The sequence below is a fragment of the Deltaproteobacteria bacterium genome, assembly GCA_016709225.1.
GTDB lineage: Bacteria > Myxococcota_A > Polyangia > Nannocystales > Nannocystaceae > Xiheibacterium > Xiheibacterium phototrophicum.
Genome location: JADJEE010000002.1, coordinates 1,722,360 through 1,746,750, shown reverse-complemented (window position 1 = coordinate 1,746,750; position 24,391 = coordinate 1,722,360). Strand labels below are relative to the sequence as shown.

The window sequence follows — 24,391 nt, the reverse complement described above, 5'->3', positions numbered from 1 at the left end:
GGCAGCCTCGCTATCTTGGGACGATGCCGATCGAGTCGACTCCGATGATCGTGCCGTGGGGGCTGTACCCGCTCTGCCTCGCCGCCCGGCTGCTTCCGCTCGCTGCGACCGGCCTGACGGTCGTCGGCTGCGATCCCGCCGACGCGCCTGGGGACGCGGGCGCAGCGGAGGCGAGCCCGTTGCGCGCGGCGGGCATCGTGACCTCGACCTCGTTACCGCTGCCCGCGGCCGTGACCAACGCTTGCGAGGCGCCGTGGTCGGTTCACTTGCTGACGTACGACCCCGGTGAGGGCACGCGGCCGCGCGAGATGTACTTCGCCGCGTGCACCCCCGAAGCCGGCACGCCGCGCCTGTGGGCATCTCTCACCACGGCCACCAGCGATACCGCGCAGACGGCAGGGCTGCTGCTCGAAGCCGAGCTCGACACGACCTCTGGCGAGCTACTGCCGACCGGGATCACGCGCGAGTTCCCCGAGTGCAGCGAGCTGCACGGCGTTGCCGTGCGAAGCGACTGCTCGATGGTGAGTGTCCTGTGCTTGCGTGCGTCCCGGTCGTCCGAGGTCGATCCACTGACCAAAGATCTGGTGGCTTCGCTGCCCGACGAGGGTGAGGGTGGTGCACGCTGGTGGCTCACGCAGCCCGGCTCCGAAGCCGAGGGGCAGGTCAACGGTGAGGAGTGGTTGTACGAGTGGCCGGACGGCGACCTCGCGGCCGAGCCCGCGAGGTACGTCGTCGACAAGGCGATCGGCGGCTGGAACTACGGTCGCCAGGCGTTGCTCTACGCCGAGGCGCAGGACACCTACGCGGCGTCCCTGAAGGCCACCGTATTCGGCGGTGGTGCGTGGCACCAAGGCGACTCCATGCTCGTGGTCGATCGCAGCGACTGGACGCTCGACATGCAACGTGGATGGTTGTGGGCGTGCGCCGCGGGGCACACGATCTTCAACCACGCGGCCTTCAACGGCACCACCGGCAAGTACGCGGTCGGGTGCGGCACCGATCTGCCGCCCTTCGGCGAGATGGGGGCCTACGGCGGCGTCTGGGCACACCTCGAGGGCCGCGAGTCGACCGGCATTCTCACGCTCCCTGCGACGGGGATCCAAAACGGTGGCGGCGCCGGCACGCTGCTGCCGCTCGATGACGGTGGCTTCCTGGGCGTGCTGGTCGGCCCGAGCGACGGCGCCTTCGGTGCCGACCAGGACTTCACGGCCGAGGGCCCACACTCGAGCATCGCCATCGCGCGGCTCGATGCCGATGGGGCGCTGGTCGGCGAGCCGAAGTGGGTCGCGGCACCCGACGATCGGTGGTTGTCGTTTCCCCAGCTGGCGCCGCTGGGGGACGGCGTGTTCCTGCTGGGCTACGGCACGATGTCGAGCGTCGATGCCCTCGACGACTGGGGCCTGCTGCGGACCCCCGCGACCTACCACCTGCAGGAGATCGACATCGACGGCAACGCGCTCACCGAGGCGCAGACGCTGGCGCCGGGCGTGGGCTGGGGTGAGCAGGACGAGTGGGTGTCGCTCGGTCGCGGGCGCGTCGGGTGGGCCTATACGCCCGAGCCCACCCGCGAGGGCACCACACAGCCACCGTGTGCGCACAGCGTGCTCGCAACCCATGTCTATCAAGCCACGCGCGATCCCGGTGGCGGCAGCGACGGTGCGAGCGACGGCGGCAGCGACGGCGGTGCGGAAGGCCATGCCGACGCCGGCAGCGAGGTCACGACCGCGGGGCCGAGCGACGCCACGGCGGCCAGCGCCGACACGTCGGACGCGACCGGTGATGCCGCTGCGGACGGCGAGGCGAATCCCGCCTGTGGCTGCGTCGCGGGAGCGGCTCGAACATCCGGACACCTCGCGTCGTGGTCACTGCTGTGCGGCTTCGGGCTGCATCGTCGTCGCCGCGGAGCTGGCCGGCGCGCCACCCATCGAAGCGGGCCGTGGGCTATCCATCGTCGATGAACTCGTAGGCGCCGAGATCGACCGCGGCGCCCTGCGGCCTTGCGGTGCCATCGAGGTCGTGTGTGACGCCGACGTCGACGCCGGCGTCGATCGCCAGCGCAGTCGCGACGAGATGGTAGTCACCGCCGTCGGCATCGACGAAGAACCCGGCGGTTGGCGTCACCAATGTCGCGACGTCGAAGCCGAGATCGCGCCACTGCGCCCAGCTCGCGCCCTCGCCGTCGTGCACGAAGCTCGCCTCGGGCTCGTATGCGTTGTGATCGAACGCAACCTCGGCGCCGTCGACATCTGCCGCCACGATGGCGCCGAGCACGATGTTGTCGACGATGTGGTTGCCGGTACCGCTGCGCACCCGGATGGCAGGACTCTCGCAGTCGCGGCAATCGAAGGTGTTGTGGGCGACGAGTGCGTCGTAGGAGGCGAACTCGGCCTCGCCGACACCGTCGTCGTCGAGCAGGAGTGCGCCCGACGGGGCGCCCGCGACCACGTTGCCGATGACCTCCGCCTCGCGCACGCTCGCGAGGTGGATCGCCGGATCGCCGCCGCAGGCCTCGAGTCGGTTGTCCACGATGTGAACGCCACGGCTGATGCCATCGAGCACGTCGTCGCCGACCTGCGCCGCGGCAGGCTCGCCGTTGACGCCGATGCAGCCGGCGCCGGCGCGTTGGATGGTGTTGCCGGCGATGGTGATGTCGTCCTGGTGGTTCTGGAAGTCGATGCCGGCGCCCTCGGCATCTCGTACGGTGCAGCGCTCGAAGCTGCAGCCGCTGCACAGCGAGCTACTCATCAGCGCGCGGCCGCTCGCCGTCGCACCTGGCCCAAGTGCGAGCACGTCGATCGCGTGAGCATCCGCGATGGTGGACATCGGCGTGCCCGAGAACACCACTGCGCGTGCCTCGACGCCCACATTGGCCGAGATATCGATCTCGAGATGTTCGAGGCGGACGTGGCTTGCGCGGACGAACAATCCCACGAGGCGCTCGTCGCAGACCACGGGTGCATCGATCCGCGGACGGCCACCGACGCCGAGGATCGTGACATCGTCACGCAGGATGCATGCGCCGGCGTAGCCAGTGCCGGTGGCGACGAGTCGGATCTGCGCGCAACCATCCCCGCGGGCGAGTGCGGCATCGAGGTCTGCGACCGGCGCGGCCTCGGTGCCGGCGGCGGCGTTGTCTCCGGCGACGTTGTCGACCCAAAGGGCGCTCGCGTCGTCGCAACCGCCGGAGCTACCGCCCTCGGCGGAGCCGCCCACCGACGCCACCACCGGCAGTGCGCGCGAGGGTGGCGTGCAGCCGAGCAGCGCCACCAGCCACGCGAACGCAGGCTTCATCCGCCAAAGCACGCGTTGCGCACGCTCGTGGCGAGCACGGCGTGTGGGTGTGCATCGAGATAGCGCTGGGCCAGTGAGCGACCGCGCCGAAGCTGGCCCAGGCCACAGCGGGCCATGGCCTCGTAGGCCTGACGCTGCGCGACGAGGCGTCCGTGCCCGAAGCGCTCGGCGTGGGTCTCGGCGAGCGCGATCGCGGCGGTGTGATCGCCCCTTCGTGTCGCAGCGCGCAGCTCGGCGATGAGCTCGGTTTCTTGCGCGAGTGCATCACCCATCGGTGGTTCGACGGGCCGGACCACGGGCGCAGCGATGCGCTCGGGCGCTTGCGCCTCGCTGCCCGGCGGAGCTGCCGATGCGAGCGGCGGCGTCGCAGCAGCCGCCACGCCGGACCGGCGTGGCCGTGTCGATGCAGGCACTGGCGGCTTCGCGGTGGGTGCACCTGCGGCGACACCACCGGCTACGGGCTCTGCTGCCGGCTGGCGCATGGCGGGCACGCCCGGTGCCGCGTCGGCTGCCTGCGCGGCGCTGCTCGGGCGCCGTTCGAGCTCGCCCACCGTCGATGCCGCGTGCGTCGGCGAGTGGGGCTCGATGGCGGGTCGCTCGGCATCGGGGCTCGTGCGCGTCCGAGCGAGCGCCGCAGCGGGCGTGTGCATCATCCATGCGCCGCCGGTCACAGCGACCGCTGCCGCCGCTGCACCCAGCCACAGCTTGGCCGAGAGCAGCGCGGTCGAAAGTGGTGCCCTGGTCACCGCGCCGAGCTGTGGCGCCAGCAGCATCCATGCCGCCATGCGCTGCTGCGGCCCCGGTTCGCGCGCGCTCGCGGCTGCGATCGCCAGCTCGGGTGCGCCACCAGCCTCGCGGCACGCGAGCTCGAACTCGGCGCGCGCCAGCCGTAGGCGCGAGTAGACCGTGTTGAGGTTCATGTCGAGGCGGCTCGCGATCTCGGGCCCGTTCAGATCTTCGAACGCCCACAGCACGAACACTGCGCGCTTGTCGTCGTCGAGCCCGTCGAGAAACCGCTGCACGCGATCGGCGGCTTCGGTGCGCGCAACGGGATCGTCGAAGCGCATCGGCCCGTCGTCTTCGACGCAGCGCTGGGCTGCGAGCGCGGCGTGCCGACGGGCGGTGCGCCACTGCGAGCGGCGATGGTCGGCTGCGACGCGACGGGCGATCGCAAACAGCCACGTCGTGACATCGGAGCGCCCCTCGAACTCATCGACGCGACGGTGCACGACGACGAACACCTCCTGGCAGGCATCGTCGATCCACCCGGGAGCGACCCCGAGGTGCCGAAGGGTTCGCCACACGTACGCGTAGTGTTCGCGGTGCAGGTGCTCGACCCGTGCACGCCGGGTCGGCTCGAGCGCGCGGTGGCGGCTCACCGCATGGGGCGACGGCGTGAAGCTGAGAGTCATGGCGAATGGGCGCGCCGGGTCAGTGGCCGGCTCGGGCCGTTGTTGTGTGACACCGCAGCCTATCAGCCTCACACGCGCGAATTGACCGTGTTCCCAGCATGGATGCCGCTGGGCGCATCGTGCGCGATACCGCGAGTCCAGCGCGCAACCACGACGCGCGCCCCGTCCGGCCACTCGTCCGGGCGATGCCCCGATGGACCTCACGTCCGCGCGCCACCTCGACCACGGCGCCCGAAGCGGACCTCGAGACCCAACGACGGCCGCACCGCAATCGCACCGGTGCGGGCCAACGACGCGCGGCCCTCGAAGTGAAACCCAGGGCGCCGCAGACCGATGACCGCATCGACGTCGACGAGCAGCGCCAACATGTCACCGAGCCGACGTGGCGCGATGCTCCACACCAAACCAGCACCGAGGTCCAGCGCGACCCAGGCCTCGGTGGCCGCGCCCGCCTCGGCGCGCCCTCGCACGCCGCCGAACTGGGGACCGACGCACAGCGGAAAGCTCACCGACTTCGCCGCCGGCGTCGCGCAGCCGCGCAGGCCCACGGCCCACACCGACAGCTCGGCACTCAGCGCGGCGTCATCGCGGTCTCGAACCTGCACCGCAGCGAGGTAGCTGCCGCGCAGCGCCACGCTCCACCAGCGTCCGAACACGCGCAGTGCAGCGAGTGCGCCAGGGCGCGGCCGCGGTAGGGTGCCCACGTCGAGGGTCGCGAGCGCACCGAGCCCGACCCGCACGCGTGTCGGTGGCGTGTTCGCTCGGGGTGTCGCGTCGGGGTCGAGGGCGATCGTCGCGAGCAGGACGACCACGTCGGCGAGCACCTCGCAGCGCGCCGCCGACATCTGGTCGCGTTCGTGGCCGGCGGTGCTGCGGCGGTCGAGTGCCAGGTGCCACTGCCCGCCGTCTTGCGAGATCTCGGCGACCACCTCGACGCTGCGTGTGGCGGTGGCTTCGGCGTCGGCCAGTCGCGCACGGATTCCGTCGGCGGTGGGGCACCCCGCAGGCGCGCGCCACTGCAGTGACAGTGCCGGCTCCGGGGCCGACAGCGCGAGTGCGAGTGCCACGAGCACGAAGCCGCAGTCTGCACGGTTGCGGGGTGAGCCCGCAACCACGTGCGCTGGCATGGCTAGTACCTCGACACAGCGATTGTGACGGGCCATAACACCGCCCTGACCGCGCCTCGCTGCGTTGCCGCACCTTGATAGGTGTCAGCGTTCGTAGGCACCGATGTCGTGCGCGCCGCCGACGGGCCGCACGACCCCGTCGAGGTCGAACACAGGCGCCGCGACCTCGGCGAGATCGGCGATGCCTGCATCGATCGCGACCGCGCCATCCACCAGGTGATGGTCGCTCGCGCCGACGAACAGCTCGGCCAGATCGCTGACGACGAGCGAGTTCGTGTCGAGGCCCTCGGCCTGCCACTGCGCGAGGTCGACGTCCTCGTCGGCGATCGCGAACGCCGCCCCCAGCACGTTGTAGTCGCTGACGATTGCCGTGCTCTCGACCGAGATGCTGGGGCCGCCACCCTCGACCAGCGCGATGTTGTCGAAGAACACGTGCCCGCCGTCGTCTTCGTGGAGACGGATCGGCGCGCCGGTACCGAACGACGGTACCACCAGCGTGTTGCCGACGATGTGCAGGTCGGCGGGCCCGGCCGCCGCATCGATCGCATAGCCGGTAATCGCGTGGCGCGCGTTCCCGTAGATGAGGTTGCCGGCGATTCGCGACGCACGGACGCCGTCCATGTTGATGCCGTTGTGGTCGGCACCCCAGATGCGATTGCCCTCGATGGTGATGCCCGTGATCACACCGTCACCGCCGCCATTGCCCTCGACGGTGAGGTCGCCGTTGAGGTGGATGCCAGCGCCTTCCGGTGGGCCGAGGGCACCATCCCAGTGGATCGTGTTGCCGCGTAGTACCGAGTCGTCGCAGCCGGCGTTTGCCATGTAGATTCCGTGGCCACGATCGTCACCGTTGGCGCCGGCATCGACGATGTCGTTGCCCTCGATCAGCGACGAGCCCACCTGTGAGAGGTAGAAGCCTTCGTGCCCGGCCTGCGTGCACTTCATCGTGCGGATCACCAGCCGCAGGTGGGGGCTGCTCTCGCCCGCAACGCCGGGGTTGGCCGAACGCGCGACCACGCACGAGCGCGGCATGTCGGCGATCTCGAAGCCCTCGATCACGACATCGTGCACGCCAGCGAGTTCGTCCGAGCCCACGATGCAGATGCCCGCTGGGGCTTCGTCGCAGCTGCTCGCGACCGTCGGGCCGTCGGCGGGGTCGACGAGTTGCACGCCGGGCTCGGCCGCGCGGATCTCGATGCGCGCGCCGGGCTCGCCCGAGTGGTCGACCTGGAACCCGGCGTACGCTCCCGCGAACACCAGCACGGTGTCGCCGCCGACGGCGGCATCGACGGCGTCCTGGATCGTCGAGAACTCGCTGCCCGGCGCATCGTCGACGCACAGCACGTCGGGGTCGTCGCAGTTCTCGGGACACGCACCGCAGTCGTCGGCGCAGCTCGAACAGGTCTCGAGCGCTCCGCACGAGCCGTCGCCGCACTCCGGCGGCGGCGGCGGGCCGGTGTCATCGCCGGTGTCGTCGGAGCCCGTGCTCGAGGCCGTGTCGTCGTCGCCCCCCTCGGTGCTGCCACCACTGGCCGCAGCCGTCGCCGCCTCACTCGCGCCCGAGCTGGCGTCGGCGTCCGTGCCGTCGGCGCTGCCGGTCTGCGTGGTCGCGTTCGAGCCGACGCCCTGGGAGTCGTCGGCGGCCGGCGCACCGCCGCAGGCAGCGAGGCAAGCGATCATGAGTCCGCGGTGGCGCGCGATGTCGGTCATCGCGACATGGGTGGCCACATGCCCGCGGTTCTGTGTGCCGGGCCGCCGCTTGGTCCCGGCGAGGCGAGGGGAGGCTCCGACGAGGGCCCGCGCTCGCTGGCCCGCGCTCGCCGGCCGGCCCTGGCCGTCGATCGGTCGGCAGCCGCCGGGGCTCAGCAGCCGTCGTAGACGTAGCTGCCGTTGCCGGGGGTGGTGAGGTTCACGTCGCGCAGCACGATCGAGTGGTCGGGGTACTGCGCGCAGCCGGTGGCGAAGTCGCCTTCGACGTACTCGATCATCAGCACCGCGCCGCCGTAGACGTCGACGTAGTCGGCGCACTCGTCCCAGGTGCTGCACTCCTCGGCGACCGCGAAGTCGGTGCCCATCTCGACGTGACGGTCGAGGATCTCGGTGGAGTTCTTCTGGGCGATGGCCATGCCGTGCTGGTGCGCGGCGTCGGAGAGCAGGGCCATGTACGCCACTGCGTCGTCCTGGCTCAGCAGATCCATCGAGCGCGAGTAGGAGTCGAGGTTGTCGATCTCGACCGCGTCGAAGCCGTCGGTGCCGCACTGGGCGATCCAGCCGCCCACGATCTCGGCGAGCGCGGTGCGCTTGGCGTCGGTACTGGTATCGAGCAGCATCTCGTCCCAGTCCTGGTCGATCACGGGATCGCCGCTGCCATCGCGCAGTACCAGGTCGGGGTGCTCGTCGAGCCAGAACGACTCTTCGTCGGGCTGGGCCTGGAAGCCGTTCACGTAGCAGATGTTGTAGAGGCCTGCGGCGGGGGTGTCGTTGCGATCGCGCGACACGATCATCACGCCGGCGGGTGGCTCGTAGCCACCGCCGAGCTGGTAGTCGAGGCCGCCGTCGCTCGGTGGCAACACGACCATGCCGGGCTCGCCGGTCGAGCCCGCGCTCGGGTCGGTGTCGGTCGAGTCGTTGCCGGTCGGGTCGGTCGTGTCGGTCTCGGTGCCGCTGCTGGCAGACGTACTCGCGGTGGTGGTGATGTTGCTCTCCGTCGAGCTCACGGGGCCGGTGCCGTCGCTGCTGGCGCTGTCGCTGCCCACGCTGGCCGAGACGGTCGCGGTTGCGGTTGCGGTTGCAGTCGCGCCTTCGCCACCGTCGGTGCAGGCGGGTGCGAGGGCGACAAAGAGGAGCACGCGGCCATGCAGTTGCATCCCGCCATCGTGGCACAGCTCGCGGCGGCCAGCGGGCGACTTCCGGCGCATGCTACGAATGACGCTGTATCGCGCCGTCCTTCGCGACCCGGGAACCTGCGGCGTGCCGGCACCGGCGCGTCACTGGCACAGCGGTCCGGTGCAGCTGCTCGTCGCCACCGCCATGCACGTGCCGTACGTGCCTGCGTCGACGCCGGTCGGCGGTGTGCCGTCGGCGAGCGGCGCGTGTAGCAGTGCGACCGCGTACGGCGTGGTGTCGCAGCTGTCGGTCTCTCCGTAGTACTCGGCGAAGCCGGCAGTGGGGCCGTGGATGCGGCCCCAAGCCGCGGGGGTCGTGATGGTGCCGAGCAGGATCTCGCCGGGGATCGTCGGATCGTGCACGGCGATCGACCACTGCTGCGGCTGCTCCTCGCGCACGATCATGCGGTACGTGACGTTCTCTCGCCACGCGTACGCGAGCCGACAGCTGTAGCCGACGCCCTCGCCGCCAAACGGCTCACACGAGGCCTGCGGCCCGGGTACCGCCGCGGTCGCGTCCCAGATCGAGCCGATGAGCATCTTGCCGACGACCTGGCCGCCGAGGATGCCGTTGGCCTGGACGCCGGTGTAGCCGCCCTGATCGGTGCCATCGAAGAAGAACTGCTGGGCCCAGAACCAGCTCGAGCCGTCGACCGGCTCGTCGGTGATCGTGAACGGGTAGACCAGCTCCGCGAACGGCCCGCCCGCGAAGTACGCGTGCGTGTCGGCCATGCCGCCGGGGGTCAGGCCGCTGCCGGGGGCACCGCCTTCGACGCCGGTCTGCATGCGCACGGTCGCACCGTCGTCGCACACGCCACAATCGAGGCAACAGCTGCTGGCGTCCTCGTCGTCGCTGCAAACGCCGTCGCCGCAGGCATCGTCGCCGCTCGAGCTCGCGGTGTCGTCTGCGGCGGTGGTGGTCGCGGTGGTCGCGGTGTCCGTCGCTGCGGTGGCGGTGCTCTCGGTGTCGCTGTCGGTCGACGTGGTGGCGGACTGCGTGGTCGCCTGCGTGGTCGATGCGGTCTGCGTGCTGGTGCCGTCGGTGTCGGAGCTCGACGAGCTGTCAACCTTGCCGTCGGCGTTGCTGGTGCAGGCGCCGGCGATGGCGAGCGCGATGATCCCTCGGACGTGCGGCGGCATGCAACGAGCCTACACCGGTACGAGCGGTCAGGAACTCGCGGCGCGGCGGCGGCGCTCTGCCGTCGACGCGGCCGCGATCCTCCGGGATCGACCTGCTATCACGGCCGAGAGCGACCCCGGTACAATGGCGCCGCGTGACTTCGGCTCCCGCCAGCAGCACCGGCGCTGCGCCAACTGGCGCGCTCGCAGCCGACGACCCCGCGGTGCTGGTCGGCCGCGTGATCGCGGAGCGCTATCGCGTCGAGGCGGTGCTCGGTCGTGGCGGCATGGGTGCGGTGCTGCGCTGCCACCACCTCGGGCTGCAGCGAGACGTCGCGGTCAAGCTCCTGCACCCCAAGCTCGCCGACGACCGCGAGATCGCGGCCCGCTTCGAGCGCGAGGCCGCGAGTGCCTCGCGGCTCGATCACCCCAACTGCGTTCGCGTGCTCGACTTCGGGGCGTGGCAGGCGGTGCCCGGCGCGGCGCCGGCGAAGTACCTCGCGATGCAGCTGCTGGAGGGCGGCGAGCTGACCGCGCAGCTCGGCAAGCCGCTGCCGCCGCGTCGCGCGATCGCGTTGATGCAGCAGATCCTCGCCGGTCTCGAGCACGCCCATGCGCACGGCATCGTCCACCGGGATCTCAAGCCCGAGAACGTGTTCGTCACGCGCGATCACGACGGCGATGAGCTGCTCAAGCTGGTCGACTTCGGCATCGCGAAGATCACCGAGGCCGACAGCGCGAGTCCCAAGCTCACCCGTGTGGGCTTCGTGTTCGGCACGCCGCAGTACATGAGCCCCGAGCAGGCCGCCGGTGGCACCGTCGATCTGCGGACCGATCTGTACGCCGCGGGGGTCATCCTCTACGAGATGCTGGCCGGCATCCCGCCCTTCATGGGTGACGATCCGACCGCGCTGCTGCGCCAGCATGTGTTCGACGATCCGCCGCCGCTCTCGCACGCGCTACCCCATGGGCTGCGTCAGGTCGTCATGCGCATGCTCGCGAAGGATCGCGACCGTCGCTTCGCCAGTGCCCGCGAGGTCCGCGAGGCGCTGGCCGAGATCGACGCCGAGATCGCGGCCGCGTCGTCGTCGACCGCGCGGCCGGTGTTCGGCACCATCGCGCGGGCGACCACCATGACGCCGATCAGCGCGGTCGGCATGCCGCCGCCGGCCCGCGAGCCCAGCGCGATCGCGCGGCTGTGGTGGGTCGGGGCCGCGGCCGTGGTGCTCGGTGCAATCGCGCTGGCGAAGCTCCCCGACGGTGCCTCGACACCGAGCAGCGCGGACGCCGATCCGCCGGCGACATGGCTCGCCGATCGGCTGCAGGCGTGGCAGCGCGGTGACGCGCCGCCGCCGGTCTCGAAGGCCCCAGGGGCCGCCGCGGTGGTGGCGGCCGATACCCGGCCATCGTCGCTCGCGTCGCTGCTGCCGACGCCGACGCCGACGATCGATCGCACCGCACTCGACGAGGCGCTCGGCCGAGGCGACCACGCGGCGGCGCTGGTGCAGCTCGACGCGCTGTTGGTGCTGCATCCCGACGACGGCAGCCTGCTGCTGCAGCGCGCGCGCGAACTCACCGCGGTGCCGTCGCGCGACGACGACGCGATGCAGGCTTGGTCACGCGCGCTCGAGGTCGACGACGACGCGCTCGACGAGCCGGCTGTGTTGACCGAGCTGGTGACGCTGCTGCAGCGACCGCCGCTGCGCGTGGCAGCGACCGAGCTCGCGCTGACGCGGATGGGTGATCGCGCGCTGCCGGTGTTGCTCGACTTCGTCGCTGCGCCCAAGCCGGTGCTCGAGTACTCGCTGCGACACCGCGCGCTCGATCGCATCGCGGCCGATGCCGATGCGAGCAGCAAGCTCGACCGCAGCCTGCAGCAGTCGCTCGATCTGTGGCAGGCCGGCCAGGCGCCCGCGCCGTGCGTGGCGTTCGGCGCGGCGCTCGACGAGATCCAGGCCGAGCCCAGCCCGGGCGTGCTCGGCACGCTGCACCGGGTCACGCCGCCGGTCGCGGCCGCCGACGCCGACCCTGCCAGCGCCGAGGCCTGTGGTGTGCTGCCGATGCGTCTGCAGGCGGTGCGCGCCCAGGTGCTCGCAGCGCATCCGGTGCCGGCGACGGCGTGGACGGTACCGCCCGCCTACGCCGCACCGAAGAAGAAGGCCGCAAAGAAGCGCCGCGGCGTGCTGCAGCGTCTGTTCGGCGGCTGAGGGCCAGCGGCAGCGACGCGCGTGGGGTGCCAAACCCCCGGGGCCGATCACGGCTTTGCGGCCTCGATGATCGCGCATCGGTGAACCACTGGCCCCATCGTGGTCACTTCACGCCGAAGGCCCTCCCGAAGTGTCCAAGCACCGCGCCACCCTCGCCCTTGCCCTCTGCGCCTTGACCGCATCCGCGTGCCACGAAGACGGCGAGCTCGCCTTCGACGAGCTCGATGTCACCTGCGACGGCAAGTGCGACGGCTTCTCCAGCATCAAGTCGCTCGTGAAGGATCCCCGCGAGCTCTCGCTCGATGATCTGCTCGGTGCCGGCGTGCCGCTGGTGATCGGTCGCTTGAACGATCTGCTGTCGAGCTCGAAGTGGGTCGACGTGAAGCTCGCCGAGCCGGTGCTGCACGACGCCGCCGCGCTCGACTCGCTGGTCAGCGGCCTCGCGACGCTGTACGGCGAGCGCGAGCTGACCACCGAGGTCAACGAGCTGCGTCGCGCCCATCTCGCCGCCGGTGCCGACAAGCTCTACGCGGAGCTGTCGCTGAAGCTCGATGCGTCGTTCGGCAAGCAGTGGCAGGTGCCGGTGAAAGGCCTCGACGTCGGCAACCGCCAGCTGTTGCTGCCGGTCGGCTTCGATGCAGGCGCCACCATCGAGGGCCGGCTGATCCAGGCCCACGCGACTGCGCCGGCCGATCCACTCGCGTCGGCCAAGGTGCTGCGCGGCTTCGTGGTGCCACGTAGCGTCGCCGAGCTGGGCCAGATGAAGCCCGGCGAGGTCGTGGCCCTGCGCGGCAAGGGGCGGCTGGGTGCCAACCTCTCGGTCGGCACGCCGTTGGTCATCGCCGAGCCGCTGTCGGTGCTCAGCTACAAGCTGGTGCTGACCGCAGGCCTGGTCGCGTACGTCGAGGGCGTGCTCGACATCCAGCTGGTGCGCATGGGCGGCAGCGAGATCGTGCTCGACGTCGGCGTGCAGCAGGCCAAGGTCCGCTCGGCGCGCGTGGCCATCGAAGACGGTTGGGGCGTGCAAGGCCTGCCGACCGTCAACGTCGATATCGGTGCCATCAACGTCGACCTCGCGCAGCTGGTCGGCAAGGCCCTGACCAAGCAGCTCGACGACAAGGTCAACCTCGTCTCCGCCCACGCCGGTAGCAGCACCTCGACCACCCGCGCGAGCGTGGCACGCTTCCGCTTCGACCTCGCGCAGGCGAACCCCGCCGAGCTCGAGGCTGCGCTGGCCCAGGCGTTGGTCGGCGACGTCCGACTGGCGCAGGCGCTGGCGAACCGTGGGGCCGCCGGGGTCGAGCAGGACTTCGACCTGCTGCGCTCGGGCGTGGCCTCGACCTCCGAGGCCGGCATCGACCTGCTGGGGCTCTCGTTCTACCGCACGACCATCACCAGCAAGGGTGAGGTGGTCGCGCAGACGCCCGGTGGTGTGCGCTCGCTGCTGTTCGACTCGCTCCACGAAGAGGGCGGCATCTTCGTCAGCTCCCACGGCTACACGCGCGTGGGCCTGGCGGGTCTCACCTTCGCACCCGAGTCGAAGGCGCCACCGGTCGGCGAGACCAACTTGATCGTTCAGCTGCGCGAGGCCGACAAGGGCATGGAGCGCGACAAGCTGGTCGATCATCTCGACGCACTGATCCTCGCACTCGGCGGCGAGAAGGCCTACGCGGCGATCGACGCCCCGGCGAACGCGCTCGAGCGCTTCGCGCAGTCGCTGTGCCCCGGCGCCAAGGTGCACGACACCTGCGTGGTGGAGGCGGCGACCAACGCCGAGCTCGCCGGCATGCGCGACGCGGCGATGGCCGCGTTCACGCCGACCATCGCGAACCTGCCGGGCGACACCCGCGAGCTGTTGGTGACCGCGGCGACCCACAAGCTGTTGGTGCAGGGCACCTTCGAGATCCAGGAGAACGGCTTCGTCGGGCCTGGCACCTCCATCTTCATGGACTTCCGGCTCGACGACGGCGCGCTCGCGCAGCTCGCGACGCAGCGCACCGGCTTCGATCTGAAGCAGGCGCTCGGTGACATCCTCGGCGCCAGCGAGGTCGATCGCGACACCGATCCGGCCGACCTCATGGGCGAGCGCCTGGGCGTGGCGAGCGACGCCGGCAAGGAACTCGATCTCATCGCGCAGCACTACGACGCCTTCGCGGCCGACTACCAACGCTTGCTCGCCGCCGAGGGGGCGAACATCGTCGGCGTCGGCACGCTGGGCCCGAGCGCGCTCGAGATCCGCTTCCCGATCGATGCCGCCAAGCGTCCGCTGTACGCCGACGCCACCGCGCGCTCGCTCGCGCAGGCCCGCAGCGAGCGCGTGCAGGCGCTGTTCGACGCGCTGCTGGCCGACGCCGACGACCTCGGACCCCATCCCGAGCAGACCGTTGCGTACGGCCTCGCGGCGATTGCCCCCGGCGATCATCTCGATCTCCGGCTCGCGGTCGATCACTTCCTCGAGGACACCGCGTTCGGCTGGCGCGAACCCTACCGCGCCGCGATGTATCCGACCCACGTCGGCGGCTACGCGCGCGGCCCGAAGACCGCGCGCATCGACGGCGGGCAGTTCGACGTCGACGCGCTGGTCCAGCTCGCGCAGTGAGCCCCACCGACGACGAGCGCGAGCCTGCCGTCGTCGTCGACACGTCGTCGCCGGCGGCAGCTCGCTCCAGCCGGCGCCGAGGGCTTACTCGCGGTCGTCCGGCTCGAGCCACGCCTCGACGAGCGCGGCCTGGCCGGCGACGCCTTCGCCGAGGCGGCGGTAGACCGCGAGCGATTGCCTCGCGGCCTCGCGGCCCTCGGTCGAGCTGCGCCCGAGGGCGCGGGCGAGGAGGAATCGAGCCTCGGCCAGGTGCACGGTGGGCTCGTCCTCGGGCACGATCGCGAGGACGCCCCGCGCGAGTGACAGTGCGCGGACGCTGTCCCCTTGGACGAGCGACGTGATGCCGAGCTCGATCTCGGCGTTGAGGCGCATCGGGTCGGTGGGCTGCAGGATGCGGCGCGCCTGCTCGACCGCCGCAGTCAGCGACGCCGCCGATGCGTCGAGGCGGCCGAGCTCGCGCTGCAGATTGCCGACGTTGGTCGTCGCGCTCACGACGAGCCGGTGATCGTTGCCCATCACGGCGGCGAAGACGTCGCGCGAGCGCACGGAGAACTCGAGCGCGCGCGCTGCGTCCCCGCGCATGGCGTAGGCGAGTCCGACGTTGCCGAGCAGCTCGCCGAGCCGCTTCGACGGCGGCCTCGACTCCGCCGTCACTTGGGCAAGCATGCGTTCGAGCAGTGCGATCGCATCATCGAGTCGGCCCTGTTGCAGACGCAGCCCGGCAAGCTCGATACCAGCCCAGGCCCCGTCGCCGCGGCGACCCAAGACGTCGCCGAACACAGCCGCCGCCGCGGTCAGGGCCCGCTCGGCGCACTCCCTCTCGCCCGCGTGCAGGCACACGGCTCCGAGCACGCCCTGGGTGTTTGCGAACAGGGGGTGCCGATCGCCGACCGACGTGCCGAGGATCGCCAACGCGGTCTCCGCCTCGGTCCTCGCCTCGTCGAGGCGGCCGATGTCCCGAAACACGATCGCCAGGGCCGTGCGGCTCTCGGCGACGCTCTCGTGCTGCGGACCGTAGACCTGGGTGTTCAGATCGATCGCCTCACGGAACGACGCGATCGCCTCCTCCGCGCGCCGTAGCCGGGCGAGCACGATCCCCGCATTGTTGGCGACGCTGGCGCGTGTGGCCAGCTCGGTGATGTCGCGCGCCGCGCCTTGGGCGAGCTCGAGCTGCGCGGCCGCCTCGTCGAGCCTCCCGAGTTCGGCGAGCGTGGCCGCCGACAGGCTCCACGCGATCGCCATGTCGTCTCGATTGCCCCCGCTGACGGCGAGGGTGGCCGAGCGTCGCAGCAAGGGCTCGGCCTCGGCGTCGTCGAGGAGTCGGCCGGCGAGGCTGAGGGCCTGCGAGGCGACACGGAACTCCTGGGCGGCCTCGGCATCGCGGGCGAGGCGCTCGAGCTCGGCGAGGTCGGCCGGATCGCGCCGAGCCTCGACGCGCAGGGTGAGCTCGGCGAGCGCGCCGGCGAAGTTCGTTGCCTCGGTCGCCTCGGTGCCACCGCCCTCGACCGCCTGCGCGCACAGGACGGGGTCGGCCAGGTGCGTGACGGCGCTCGGGGCGAAGAGCAGCGCCTGCGGCCCCGCGCGCTCGAGGAACTGCAGCAGGGCGCTCAAGCGACCCCGCGCCGAGACCAGGCACGCGTGCACGGCGGGGCGCGTGCAGCCCTGCTGCCACTCGGCGCCCCAACGCGCGGCGTAGTCGTCGATGGCGGTCGCGATCGCCTCGAACCGCGCGGGAGCCGTCGCGTCGTCGTCGACGACCATCGCGGTCTGGATCGCCTCGCGGCGGCTCGGATCCCACACGCCGATCAACTCTGCGGTTGGATCTCCGCACTCGTCCACCGCTCGATCGGCACGCCACGTCGAGGCCTGCCAGCCGCCGAGGGCGACGAGACCGACGACACCGATCGCCGCGGCGGTGCGCCGTCGGGTGCGGCCCGGATCGCGCTCGAGCTCGGCGACCAGCGCAGCCATGTCGGGGAAGCGCTGGGCGTCGTCGACGGCCATGCCGCGGCGGAGGGCAGCGCGGATGTGGGCCGGGGCGTGCTGCGGTGGCAGCTCGCGGGCACGACCTGCGCAGATCGCCGCGGCCACCGTGTCGACGCTATCGCCGTCGAAGGGGCGCGTGCCGGAGAGCGCCTCGAACAGCGAGACGCAGAACCCGAACTGATCGGCGGCCGCGGTGACGGCCGCGGTCCGATACTGCTCGGGGGCCATGTAGGCGGGCGAGCCGACCAGGCCCGCGGTCGCGGCCGGCGCGGACGTCTCGGAGCTCGCGATCGAATCGACCGAGCGCGCGCGCTGCTCGGCATCGTCGACATCGATGCGGGCGAGACCGAAGTCGGCGACGCGCACCCGCCCATCGCGTCCGACCAAGATGTTGTCGGGCTTGAAGTCGCGGTGGATCAGGCCGCGCTCGTGGGCGGCCTGCAGGCCGCGGCCGGCCTTGCAGTACAGCGCGACGATCTCCCGCCAGGACCTGGGCTCGAGCTCGGCCCACTGTCTCGCGGTCCAACCGTCGACGTACTCCATGGCGATCAGGACCTGGTCCTCCCAGGCGCCGGCCTCGTGGACGGTGATGACGTGCTCGTGCTCGACGCGGGCGAGGGCCCTGGCCTCGCGCAGGAGGCGATCGGCGGCGAAGGCCGATCGGGCGCGGTGGATCTTGATGGCGACCTTGCGGTCGAGCACGAGGTGATGCGCGAGGAAGACGACCCCCATCGCGCCGCGGCCGAGCTCGCGCTCGATGCGAAAGGAGGTGCCGATCGAGGCGCCCGGGACGAGGGTGAGCGGGACCTCGGGCGCGGCGGCGAGCCGGACCAACCACGACTCGACGTCGGCGTCGGCATCGGCGTCGTTGTCGGCGTCCGTGTTCGCGTCGGCGTCGGCGTCGGCGTCGAGCGTCGCCGCATTGGCGAGCCCGGCGTCCGAGCCGGCACCACCCGATCGACGACCCACGTCCGCCAAGTTGGTTACGACATCCTCGATCGCCGACGATACCAGCGCGATGCGGGGCAGACAACGCGAGGGGCTCGTGCGTCCGCGGGGCGCTCGCAAGGGCCGCCGCTGCGATGACGCCATGCTCGGCCACCGCGGAGCAGACCACCGATTCAGCTTGATGGACCCCAGGGTCGCCGATGGTCGTCGCGATGGGTGCTCACGGATCCGCCGCCTGCGCGCCATGGCCCCCCACGTCACGCCTCCATCGCAGCCCGCGCACCATGCTCTCCACGTTGTCGGCCGCACTCGCGTGGTCCATCGCGCAATTCGATGAGGTCGACGCAGAGCGCATCACGCTGGCATGGACGGCGCCGCCGGGATGCGGGAGCGCCGAGGTATGGAAGAACCGCACGGAGGCATTGCGCGGCCGTCCGTGGCCGACGGACCGTGCGCTGGTCGCCACCGCGCGGGTCGACGATGACCACGGGCGCCTCACCCTGTCGCTTTCGCTGGCGGACGCGGGCCGGGTTCGTACGCGCACGATCCCCGCGCAGACATGCTCCGATGCGATCGAACTCGCAGCGGTGATCCTCGGCATCAGCCTCGGGGAGCGGGAGAGCGCGTCTGCTCGAGCCTATGAGGGGGTCAGCGCGGTGCCGCAAGTCGACGAGCGAGGTACCGTTGCTGGACCCGGTCAGCGCGTCGCCCCTGCAGCGGTTGGGGGCGCCGCCAGCCCCGGCACCCCGCTGCCCGCTGCGGCGCCGCGGCTGCAGGCGCGCCGTAGAACCAAGCCAGGGCTGCATGGTGGCACAGCAGCTGCGGTGGGTCCGGCGCTTGGGCTGCCGAGGCTCACCGCTCGCGTCGACCTGCTGGGCAGCTTGGCCACGCGCCGACTCCGCGTCGAGTTCGGCCTCGAAGCTTGGCTGCCGTCGACCGTCGCCGGCACTCGCGAGATCACGGTCCGCGTCCATGCGTACGGCGCGGTCGCCCGCGCTTGCTACGTCGCCGGGCGCAACCGCTGGTCCTTTCCGTCGTGTGCGGGTCTGCATGGCGCCGCCCTGGTGGCCCGGGGCATCGACGGGCTCCGCCCCACGCGGCGTGACATCGGGCCTTGGGTGAGCGTCGGGGTGAGCGTCGCGCCGACGCTTCGGCTCGGGGGCACACAGAACGTCGCGTTGTTTGCGCGGGTCGAACCGACAATTGCTGTCGTCCACCCCACCATCGGAACGTCGTCGGGGCGTCTCGTGACGCAAGTGCCGCGGTTCGGCACGTCCTTTGGGCTTGGAATCGAGATCGACCTCGCCCGGCGACATACAGCTGGAACGGTTCGGCGGACTATGAACAGGACGAGGCCGTGATCGCTCACGTGGGCACCGTACCGGCGATCCGCACATCCAGCGAGGCCGATGCGCGCGACACGGCGTTCGTCGAGCTGTATCGCCGGCAGTCGCCCTTCGTATGGCGATGCCTTCGGGCCGCAGGAGTGCCGAGTCATGCGGCCGAGGATCTTCTCCAGGACGTCTTCATTCGCGCCCGCGAAAAAATGTCCCAGTACGACGGCCGTGCTTCATTGTCGACTTGGCTGTTTCACCTGACACGGGGCGTCGTGAGCAACTGGCGTCGGGGCGCCGCTCGGTATGAAGCCCGCTTGAGCCGGATCGACCCACCCGTCGTGCTCGACGCGGACCCAGAGGTGCGGCTGCGACAGCGACAGGCGGCACAGTTCGTCTGGCGCTTTCTCGACACACTCGATGACAACTCCCGGCAGATCTTCATACTCGTCGAAGTCGAGGGCCATACCGTCGCGGAAGCGGCGAGCGCGGTGGGGGTAAACGCCAATACAGCGTACGCTCGAATGCGCGCCATGCGAGCGCAGTTCGCCCGGCAACTCGAAGTGCGTACCGATCTCGAGGGAGGCTCGCCGTGACTGATTCATCCAACGGCTCCCGTGCGCAGCAGGTGCTCGCAGCCTTCCGCCGCGAGATCGACCTCGAGCCGGCGGTGTCTTCGCGTGTGCTCGCTCGCGTACTCGACACCGACCCACGAGCGAAAGTCGATGCGCATGCGCAAGTTCCGGCCGGCCGGTGGTTGGGCTTGGCGGCGGCGCTGGTATTGGTTGCCGGGGGGACTGCGGTCGTGGCACGCAGGGTGGCGACGCACGAGGCAAATCAGCCGTCGCGCGCTCTCTCCGTGGATCGAGCACGCAGCGGCGCCTCACATGCCGCAGCTTCGACGAACGGATCGAAGCGCGGCTCCGATGCGGCGACATTACCGACTGCGTTTTCACCAACGGCGACGTACGCCGTGCCGACGGCCTCCCCCGAAGGGGATTCGTCGCCGCGTCGCGAGCAGAGCGCGCGACCTCGAAACCACGCGTTGGGAGCGGCTGCGCCCGACGCGAGCGATCCTGTCGCGAGCCAAAACCTGGATCACCGCACGCCGCGCGGAGCCGAGGCCGAGCAGCTTGCGCGTGCGTGGTCACTGCTCTCCAGTGGCCAGCCGCAAGGGGCGTTGGCGGCGATTCCTTCGGACCTCGCTGACGGTGACATTCTCGCCGAAGAATGGGCAGCGCTCCGCGTGCTGGCGACCTGTGCGGACGGCGATCGGCAACAGGCGAGGGCGCTAGCAGTCGTATTCCTGCGGCAGTTCTCCGATTCGCCCCTGGGGGCGCGCGTGAGTGCGTCCTGTCGCTGATACAGTTTCTCCCCTCGGCGGAATACATCGGTTCGATGATCGACAATCGCATTCGCTACACACTGTTCGTCATGGGCGCGACGCTCGCGCTCTCCGGCTGCGATCCAGCGCTCGACGTGGGCGACGAGCCCGCAGCGACGACGACGTCGTCGACGGGTGTGTCGGGTTCGAGTTCGGGCGGTGACGTCGCCTCGGAGTCCGGATCTCCTGATGTCGGCGGGACGACCTCGGGCTCCGGCTCCCCCGATCCCAGCGGGACCAGCGCGGTCACTGGCGCGGGGACTGGGGAGACCAGCGCCGGCGAAGGCAGTACCACGGCCGATATCCCCATGCCCACCGGGGAGCCCGCGTGTTGTGTGCACACCGGTGAGGTGAGCGACGTGACGGGGCCCCCCGGATGTGCTGCGGATCCTGCCCTCGAGGCGTGCGTGTGTGCGGCGGATCCCAACTGTTGTGCGTCCGGCTGGAACGACAGCTGCATCGAGCTCGGCGAAATCCAGTGCGGTGGATCGTGCTTCAACGATGCCGGCTGCGGCTGCAGCCCGCTCGATCCGGCAAGCTGTGAGGCCGGGGCCGTGTGTGTGCAATCGACGACGCCGTTTCTCGTTTGTGCCATCGCAGGCGAGCCCGTGGCCGCGCCGGGCGAGGGCTGCGACTCGAACTACGCCTGCGAGTTCGGCTCGATGTGCGCGCCGGTCACGGCGGTGCCGGGCTGCGACCCCGGGCCCTTGGGGCAGAGCTGTTGCACCTCGCACTGCGAAGTCGACGGGCCCGACACCTGTCTGCCCGGGCAAGTCTGCCTGCCGATGTTCCCCGACTACCCCGGATGTGCGGGTGACAATCTCGGGGTCTGCACCACGCCGGGCCATGAGTTCTGGGATCAGATCGAGCTGTGATCGCAACATCGTCCTCCTCGATCGCGAGGATGGCCGGCCGTCGAGCGCTGCGTTCGCCCTCGCGGCCCTCGGTCGAGCTGCGCTCCCGACGGTCGTCCCTCGCGAGCCCGACGTCCTCGCGCCCCAGCAGCTCGATGGCCGCTTCGCCGCTGCCGGGAAGCGCGGCCGACGGATGTGAGCGAGCGCGCGTGGTGGCCTGCGTCCTTCGGCGATCGAGTCCGTCTTGGGGGACGGAGCGAATGAACCCCATGGACGAACGAAGTGAAGACGAGGTGCGTGCGGCGGTGCGTGAACGCTACGGATCGGTGGCGCGGGCCACCGCCAGCCCCAGCTGCGCGCCCGGCTGTTGCGGACCCGCGCCCGAGCTCAGCCTCGCGCTCGGCTACTCCGCGGACGACCTCGCGGCCGTGCCCGAGGGCGCCAACATGGGCCTCGGCTGCGGCAACCCCCAGGCGATCGCGGCGCTGCGGCCCGGCGAGGTCGTGCTCGATCTCGGTGCCGGTGGAGGCTTCGATTGCTTCCTCGCCGCCCGCCAGGTGGGACCACAGGGCCGGGTGATCGGCGTCGACATGACGCCCGACATGGTCAGCAAGGCCCGCGCCAACGCGGCCAAGCTCGGCACGGTGAACGTCGACTTCCGCCTGGGGGAGATCGAGCACCTGCCGGTGGCGGACGCCAGCGTCGACGTGATTCTCTCGAACTGCGTGATCAACCTGAGCCCCGACAAGCCGGCGGTGTTCCGCGAGGCGTTCCGCGTGCTCGCGCCCGGCGGACGCCTTGCGATCTCCGACGTGGTGAAGCTGCGGTCGCTGCCGCCGGCGCTGGCCCACGATCTCGACGCGCTGACCGGATGCGTGGCCGGAGCGGCCGACGTCGAGCAGACCCGCGCGTGGCTCGAGGCCGCGGGGTTCACCGCGATCGCCGTCGACGTCGATCCGGCCAGCCGAGCGTACATCCGCGAGTGGCTGCCGGGCAGCGGCGTGGAGGACTACGTCGCGTCGGCACGGATCACCGCCGAGCGTCCGGGTCCGAGCCGCAGCTGCTGTGGGCCGACGTGCTGCCCGCCGGAGAGCAAGGCGTGATCGAAGGACGCGTGGGTTGGCGTGAGCTGGCTGAGCAGCTGCGCCCGTTCGTCGCCCGCCGGCTCGACGCGTCCGCCGACGTCGACGACGTGCTGCAGGAGGTGTTCCTCCGCCTGCAGCGCGGCGCCGACGGGCTGCGCGACGACCAGCGGTTCGGGCCGTGGGTGTATCGGATCACCCGCAACGCCATCGTCGATCACCAGCGCGCGAGGGCGCGGCATCCGGTCGTCGACGCGGCGGTCGCCGACGATGCGCCACTCGATTCGGACGACGACGACGATGCGGCCGAGCAGGGGCTGGCGAGCTGCATCGCGCCGTTCGTGGCGATGCTGCCGTCGCCCTACCGCGAGGCGCTCACGCTCACCGAGCTCGAGGGCCTGACCCAGCGCGAGGCGGCCGAGATGCTCGGGATCTCGCTGTCGGGCATGAAGTCGCGGGTGCAGCGGGGCCGCGCGCAGCTGCGACGCGCGCTCGAGGTTTGCTGCGACATCGACGTCGACGTCCGCGGCCGCGTGATCGGCTACACCCCGCGGCCCGATGGCACCCTGCCCGGCGGCGCGCAGACCCGACAGTTCCTGCCGCGCGATCGCCTCGACGGGCGCTGCTCGGGCGCCGCGCCGGCTCGGCTCGCGCCGACGCGCGCGTGCTGGCGGGCCGAGGACGTCGCCGATCCGCGCACGTGGACGTACGAGCTCGATGCCGAGGCGCGTGCGGCCCTCGGTGACCTGGTCGCGTCGGTCGCCGATCGACCGCTCGCGGCGATCGATCGCGCGACGTTGCCGACCGACGGCCCGCTGGTCCACGCGACCCGGCCGTGGCGCGCCGCGCTGCGCGACGGCCTCGGGTTCGTCCGCGTCCGCGGCCTCGACGTCGACGCGATGACCGAGGACGAACTCGTGCGCGCCTACCTGCTGCTCGGGCTGCACCTGGGCACGCCAGTGCCGCAGAACCTCCACGGCGAGCTGCTCACCCACGTGCGCGATACTGGGGCCGATCCGCGGCTTGCGAGCACGCGGCTGTACACCACCCGGGCCGAGCAGGACTTCCACACCGACGGCGCCGACATCATCGGCCTGCTGTGTCGCCGGTCGGCGCACAGCGGCGGCACCAGTCAGCTCGCCAGCTCGGCGGCGATCGTCGCCGAACTCCAGCGCACCCGTCCCCAGCTCTACGCGGCGCTGTTCACCGAGTTCCCCTGGCGCTACGAAGAGTCCGGCATCGCGCCGATCGTGCTGAGCCGACCGATCTGCTCGACGCCCTCGGTGGGCGAGGACGGTGCGCGCGTCAACACGTTCTTCATCCCGTGGTACATCCGCGGTGCACAGGCGCTGCCCGACGCACCGCGGCTCACGGCGGACCAGCTCGCGGCGATCGAAGCGATCGAGCAGCTCGCCCACGACCCGCGCTTCCACGTCGACATGACACTGGTGCCGGGCGATCTGCAGTGGGTGAAGAACGCCGCGATCCTGCACCGCCGCACCGCCTACGAGGACCACGACGCGCCCGATCGCAAGCGCCACCTGTTGCGTCTGTGGCTGAGCGCGCCCGATTTCGACGACGGCGACACCCGGCTGCGCGCCGGCATCACGGCGGAGAACGTCCGATGAGCACCGCGCTGTGGATCCTGCTGGTGCTTGCGCCGCTCGGGGCGATCGACGTGGTCTACTACCACCTGTACCGGTTCGCGCTGTACGCCCGGCCGGCCAGCGTCGCCGAGCAGATCACCCATCTCGTGCGGCAGGCGTGCTTCCTCGCGGTGGTGGCCCTGCTGGCCATGGGGACGCCGGGGCCGATTGCCCGGGTCGCGCTCGTGGTCCTGCTGGCCGTCGATCTCGTCGATTCGGCGGTCGACGTGCTGCTCGAGCCGCGCTCACGCGCTGCGCTCGGCGGGCTGCCGCCGTTCGAGTACTTCCTGCACTTCGTCGGCACGTTCGGCTCGGGGCTGGCGAGCGCGGCGTATCTGCTCGAGTACGGGAAGCCGTTCGCGGCGGCGCCGGTGTGGATGGTCGCGCCCACACTGATCCTCGGCGCGGCGCTGCTCGGACTCGAGTCGGCGTTGTTCGTGCGCGCGCGGCTCGGCTGCTGCGCGTCCGAGTGCCGCGGGCTGGCGTAGCGTCAGTGGCCGAGTGCGAGCACGCGGCG

General features: G+C 71.2%; 17 protein-coding genes. 10 read left to right on the top strand and 7 right to left on the bottom strand.

Annotated elements, in window-relative coordinates; translation table 11 throughout:
* Positions 1-23 precede the first annotated feature (23 nt).
* Positions 24-1,958, top strand: a complete 1,935-nt coding sequence (locus IPH07_21430; protein ID MBK6919974.1) for a hypothetical protein — start codon at positions 24-26, stop codon at positions 1,956-1,958.
* Here the strand turns inward: IPH07_21430 and IPH07_21425 are convergent.
* From IPH07_21425 to IPH07_21400, 6 genes are all read right to left on the bottom strand, one after another.
* A complete protein-coding gene (locus tag IPH07_21425; GenBank protein ID MBK6919973.1) occupies positions 1,942-3,291 on the bottom strand; it encodes a right-handed parallel beta-helix repeat-containing protein in 1,350 nt (449 codons plus the stop codon). The genes IPH07_21430 and IPH07_21425 overlap by 17 nt on opposite strands.
* A complete protein-coding gene (locus tag IPH07_21420; GenBank protein ID MBK6919972.1) occupies positions 3,288-4,703 on the bottom strand; it encodes a sigma-70 family RNA polymerase sigma factor in 1,416 nt (471 codons plus the stop codon). The genes IPH07_21425 and IPH07_21420 overlap by 4 nt, the downstream gene beginning before the upstream one ends.
* A gap of 200 nt (positions 4,704-4,903) precedes the next feature.
* Positions 4,904-5,830, bottom strand: a complete 927-nt coding sequence (locus IPH07_21415) for a hypothetical protein (protein ID MBK6919971.1) — start codon at positions 5,828-5,830, stop codon at positions 4,904-4,906.
* Positions 5,831-5,914: 84 nt separating this feature from the next.
* The gene (locus IPH07_21410) at positions 5,915-7,540 is read right to left on the bottom strand and encodes a right-handed parallel beta-helix repeat-containing protein (GenBank protein ID MBK6919970.1); all 1,626 of its coding nucleotides are present in this window, start codon (positions 7,538-7,540) and stop codon (positions 5,915-5,917) included.
* 152 nt (positions 7,541-7,692) lie between these two features.
* Positions 7,693-8,697, bottom strand: coding sequence for an endo alpha-1,4 polygalactosaminidase (locus IPH07_21405; protein MBK6919969.1), 1,005 nt, complete (start codon positions 8,695-8,697; stop codon positions 7,693-7,695).
* A 120-nt stretch (positions 8,698-8,817) separates the two neighbouring features.
* A complete protein-coding gene (locus tag IPH07_21400; GenBank protein ID MBK6919968.1) occupies positions 8,818-9,855 on the bottom strand; it encodes a DUF3472 domain-containing protein in 1,038 nt (345 codons plus the stop codon).
* A gap of 134 nt (positions 9,856-9,989) precedes the next feature.
* Between IPH07_21400 and IPH07_21395 the strand changes: the two genes are divergently transcribed.
* On the top strand, positions 9,990-12,041 hold the full coding sequence (locus IPH07_21395) for a serine/threonine protein kinase (protein ID MBK6919967.1): 2,052 nt from the start codon (positions 9,990-9,992) through the stop codon (positions 12,039-12,041).
* Between the two features lie 172 nt (positions 12,042-12,213).
* Entirely contained in the window at positions 12,214-14,640 is a 2,427-nt protein-coding gene (locus IPH07_21390) for a hypothetical protein (protein MBK6919966.1), read from the top strand.
* 84 nt (positions 14,641-14,724) lie between these two features.
* On the opposite strand, the gene IPH07_21385 is transcribed toward IPH07_21390, so the two are convergent.
* Positions 14,725-17,595 (bottom strand): serine/threonine protein kinase, encoded by a 2,871-nt coding sequence (locus tag IPH07_21385; protein MBK6919965.1) that lies wholly within the window; start codon positions 17,593-17,595, stop codon positions 14,725-14,727.
* Positions 17,596-17,870: 275 nt separating this feature from the next.
* Here IPH07_21385 and IPH07_21380 point away from each other — a divergent pair, with 275 nt between their 5' ends.
* The 7 genes from IPH07_21380 (at position 17,871) to IPH07_21350 (ending at position 24,362) form a co-directional block, all read left to right on the top strand.
* Positions 17,871-18,935 carry a hypothetical protein gene (locus IPH07_21380; protein ID MBK6919964.1) on the top strand — a complete coding sequence of 355 codons (1,065 nt, stop codon included), beginning with the start codon at positions 17,871-17,873 and terminating at the stop codon, positions 18,933-18,935.
* On the top strand, positions 18,932-19,504 hold the full coding sequence (locus IPH07_21375) for a sigma-70 family RNA polymerase sigma factor (GenBank protein ID MBK6919963.1): 573 nt from the start codon (positions 18,932-18,934) through the stop codon (positions 19,502-19,504). Before IPH07_21380 ends, IPH07_21375 begins: the two co-directional genes overlap by 4 nt.
* Positions 19,501-20,271: a hypothetical protein gene (locus IPH07_21370; GenBank protein MBK6919962.1), complete on the top strand. Its 771-nt coding sequence runs from the start codon at positions 19,501-19,503 to the stop codon at positions 20,269-20,271. The genes IPH07_21375 and IPH07_21370 overlap by 4 nt, the downstream gene beginning before the upstream one ends.
* A 35-nt stretch (positions 20,272-20,306) precedes the next feature.
* The gene (locus tag IPH07_21365) at positions 20,307-21,167 is read left to right on the top strand and encodes a hypothetical protein (GenBank protein ID MBK6919961.1); all 861 of its coding nucleotides are present in this window, start codon (positions 20,307-20,309) and stop codon (positions 21,165-21,167) included.
* Between the two features lie 248 nt (positions 21,168-21,415).
* Positions 21,416-22,249, top strand: a complete 834-nt coding sequence (locus tag IPH07_21360; protein MBK6919960.1) for an arsenite methyltransferase — start codon at positions 21,416-21,418, stop codon at positions 22,247-22,249.
* Positions 22,246-23,856 carry an RNA polymerase sigma factor SigZ gene (gene sigZ / locus IPH07_21355; protein ID MBK6919959.1) on the top strand — a complete coding sequence of 537 codons (1,611 nt, stop codon included), beginning with the start codon at positions 22,246-22,248 and terminating at the stop codon, positions 23,854-23,856. Before IPH07_21360 ends, sigZ begins: the two co-directional genes overlap by 4 nt.
* The gene (locus IPH07_21350; protein MBK6919958.1) at positions 23,853-24,362 is read left to right on the top strand and encodes a hypothetical protein; all 510 of its coding nucleotides are present in this window, start codon (positions 23,853-23,855) and stop codon (positions 24,360-24,362) included. The genes sigZ and IPH07_21350 overlap by 4 nt, the downstream gene beginning before the upstream one ends.
* Positions 24,363-24,391: the final 29 nt, after the last annotated feature.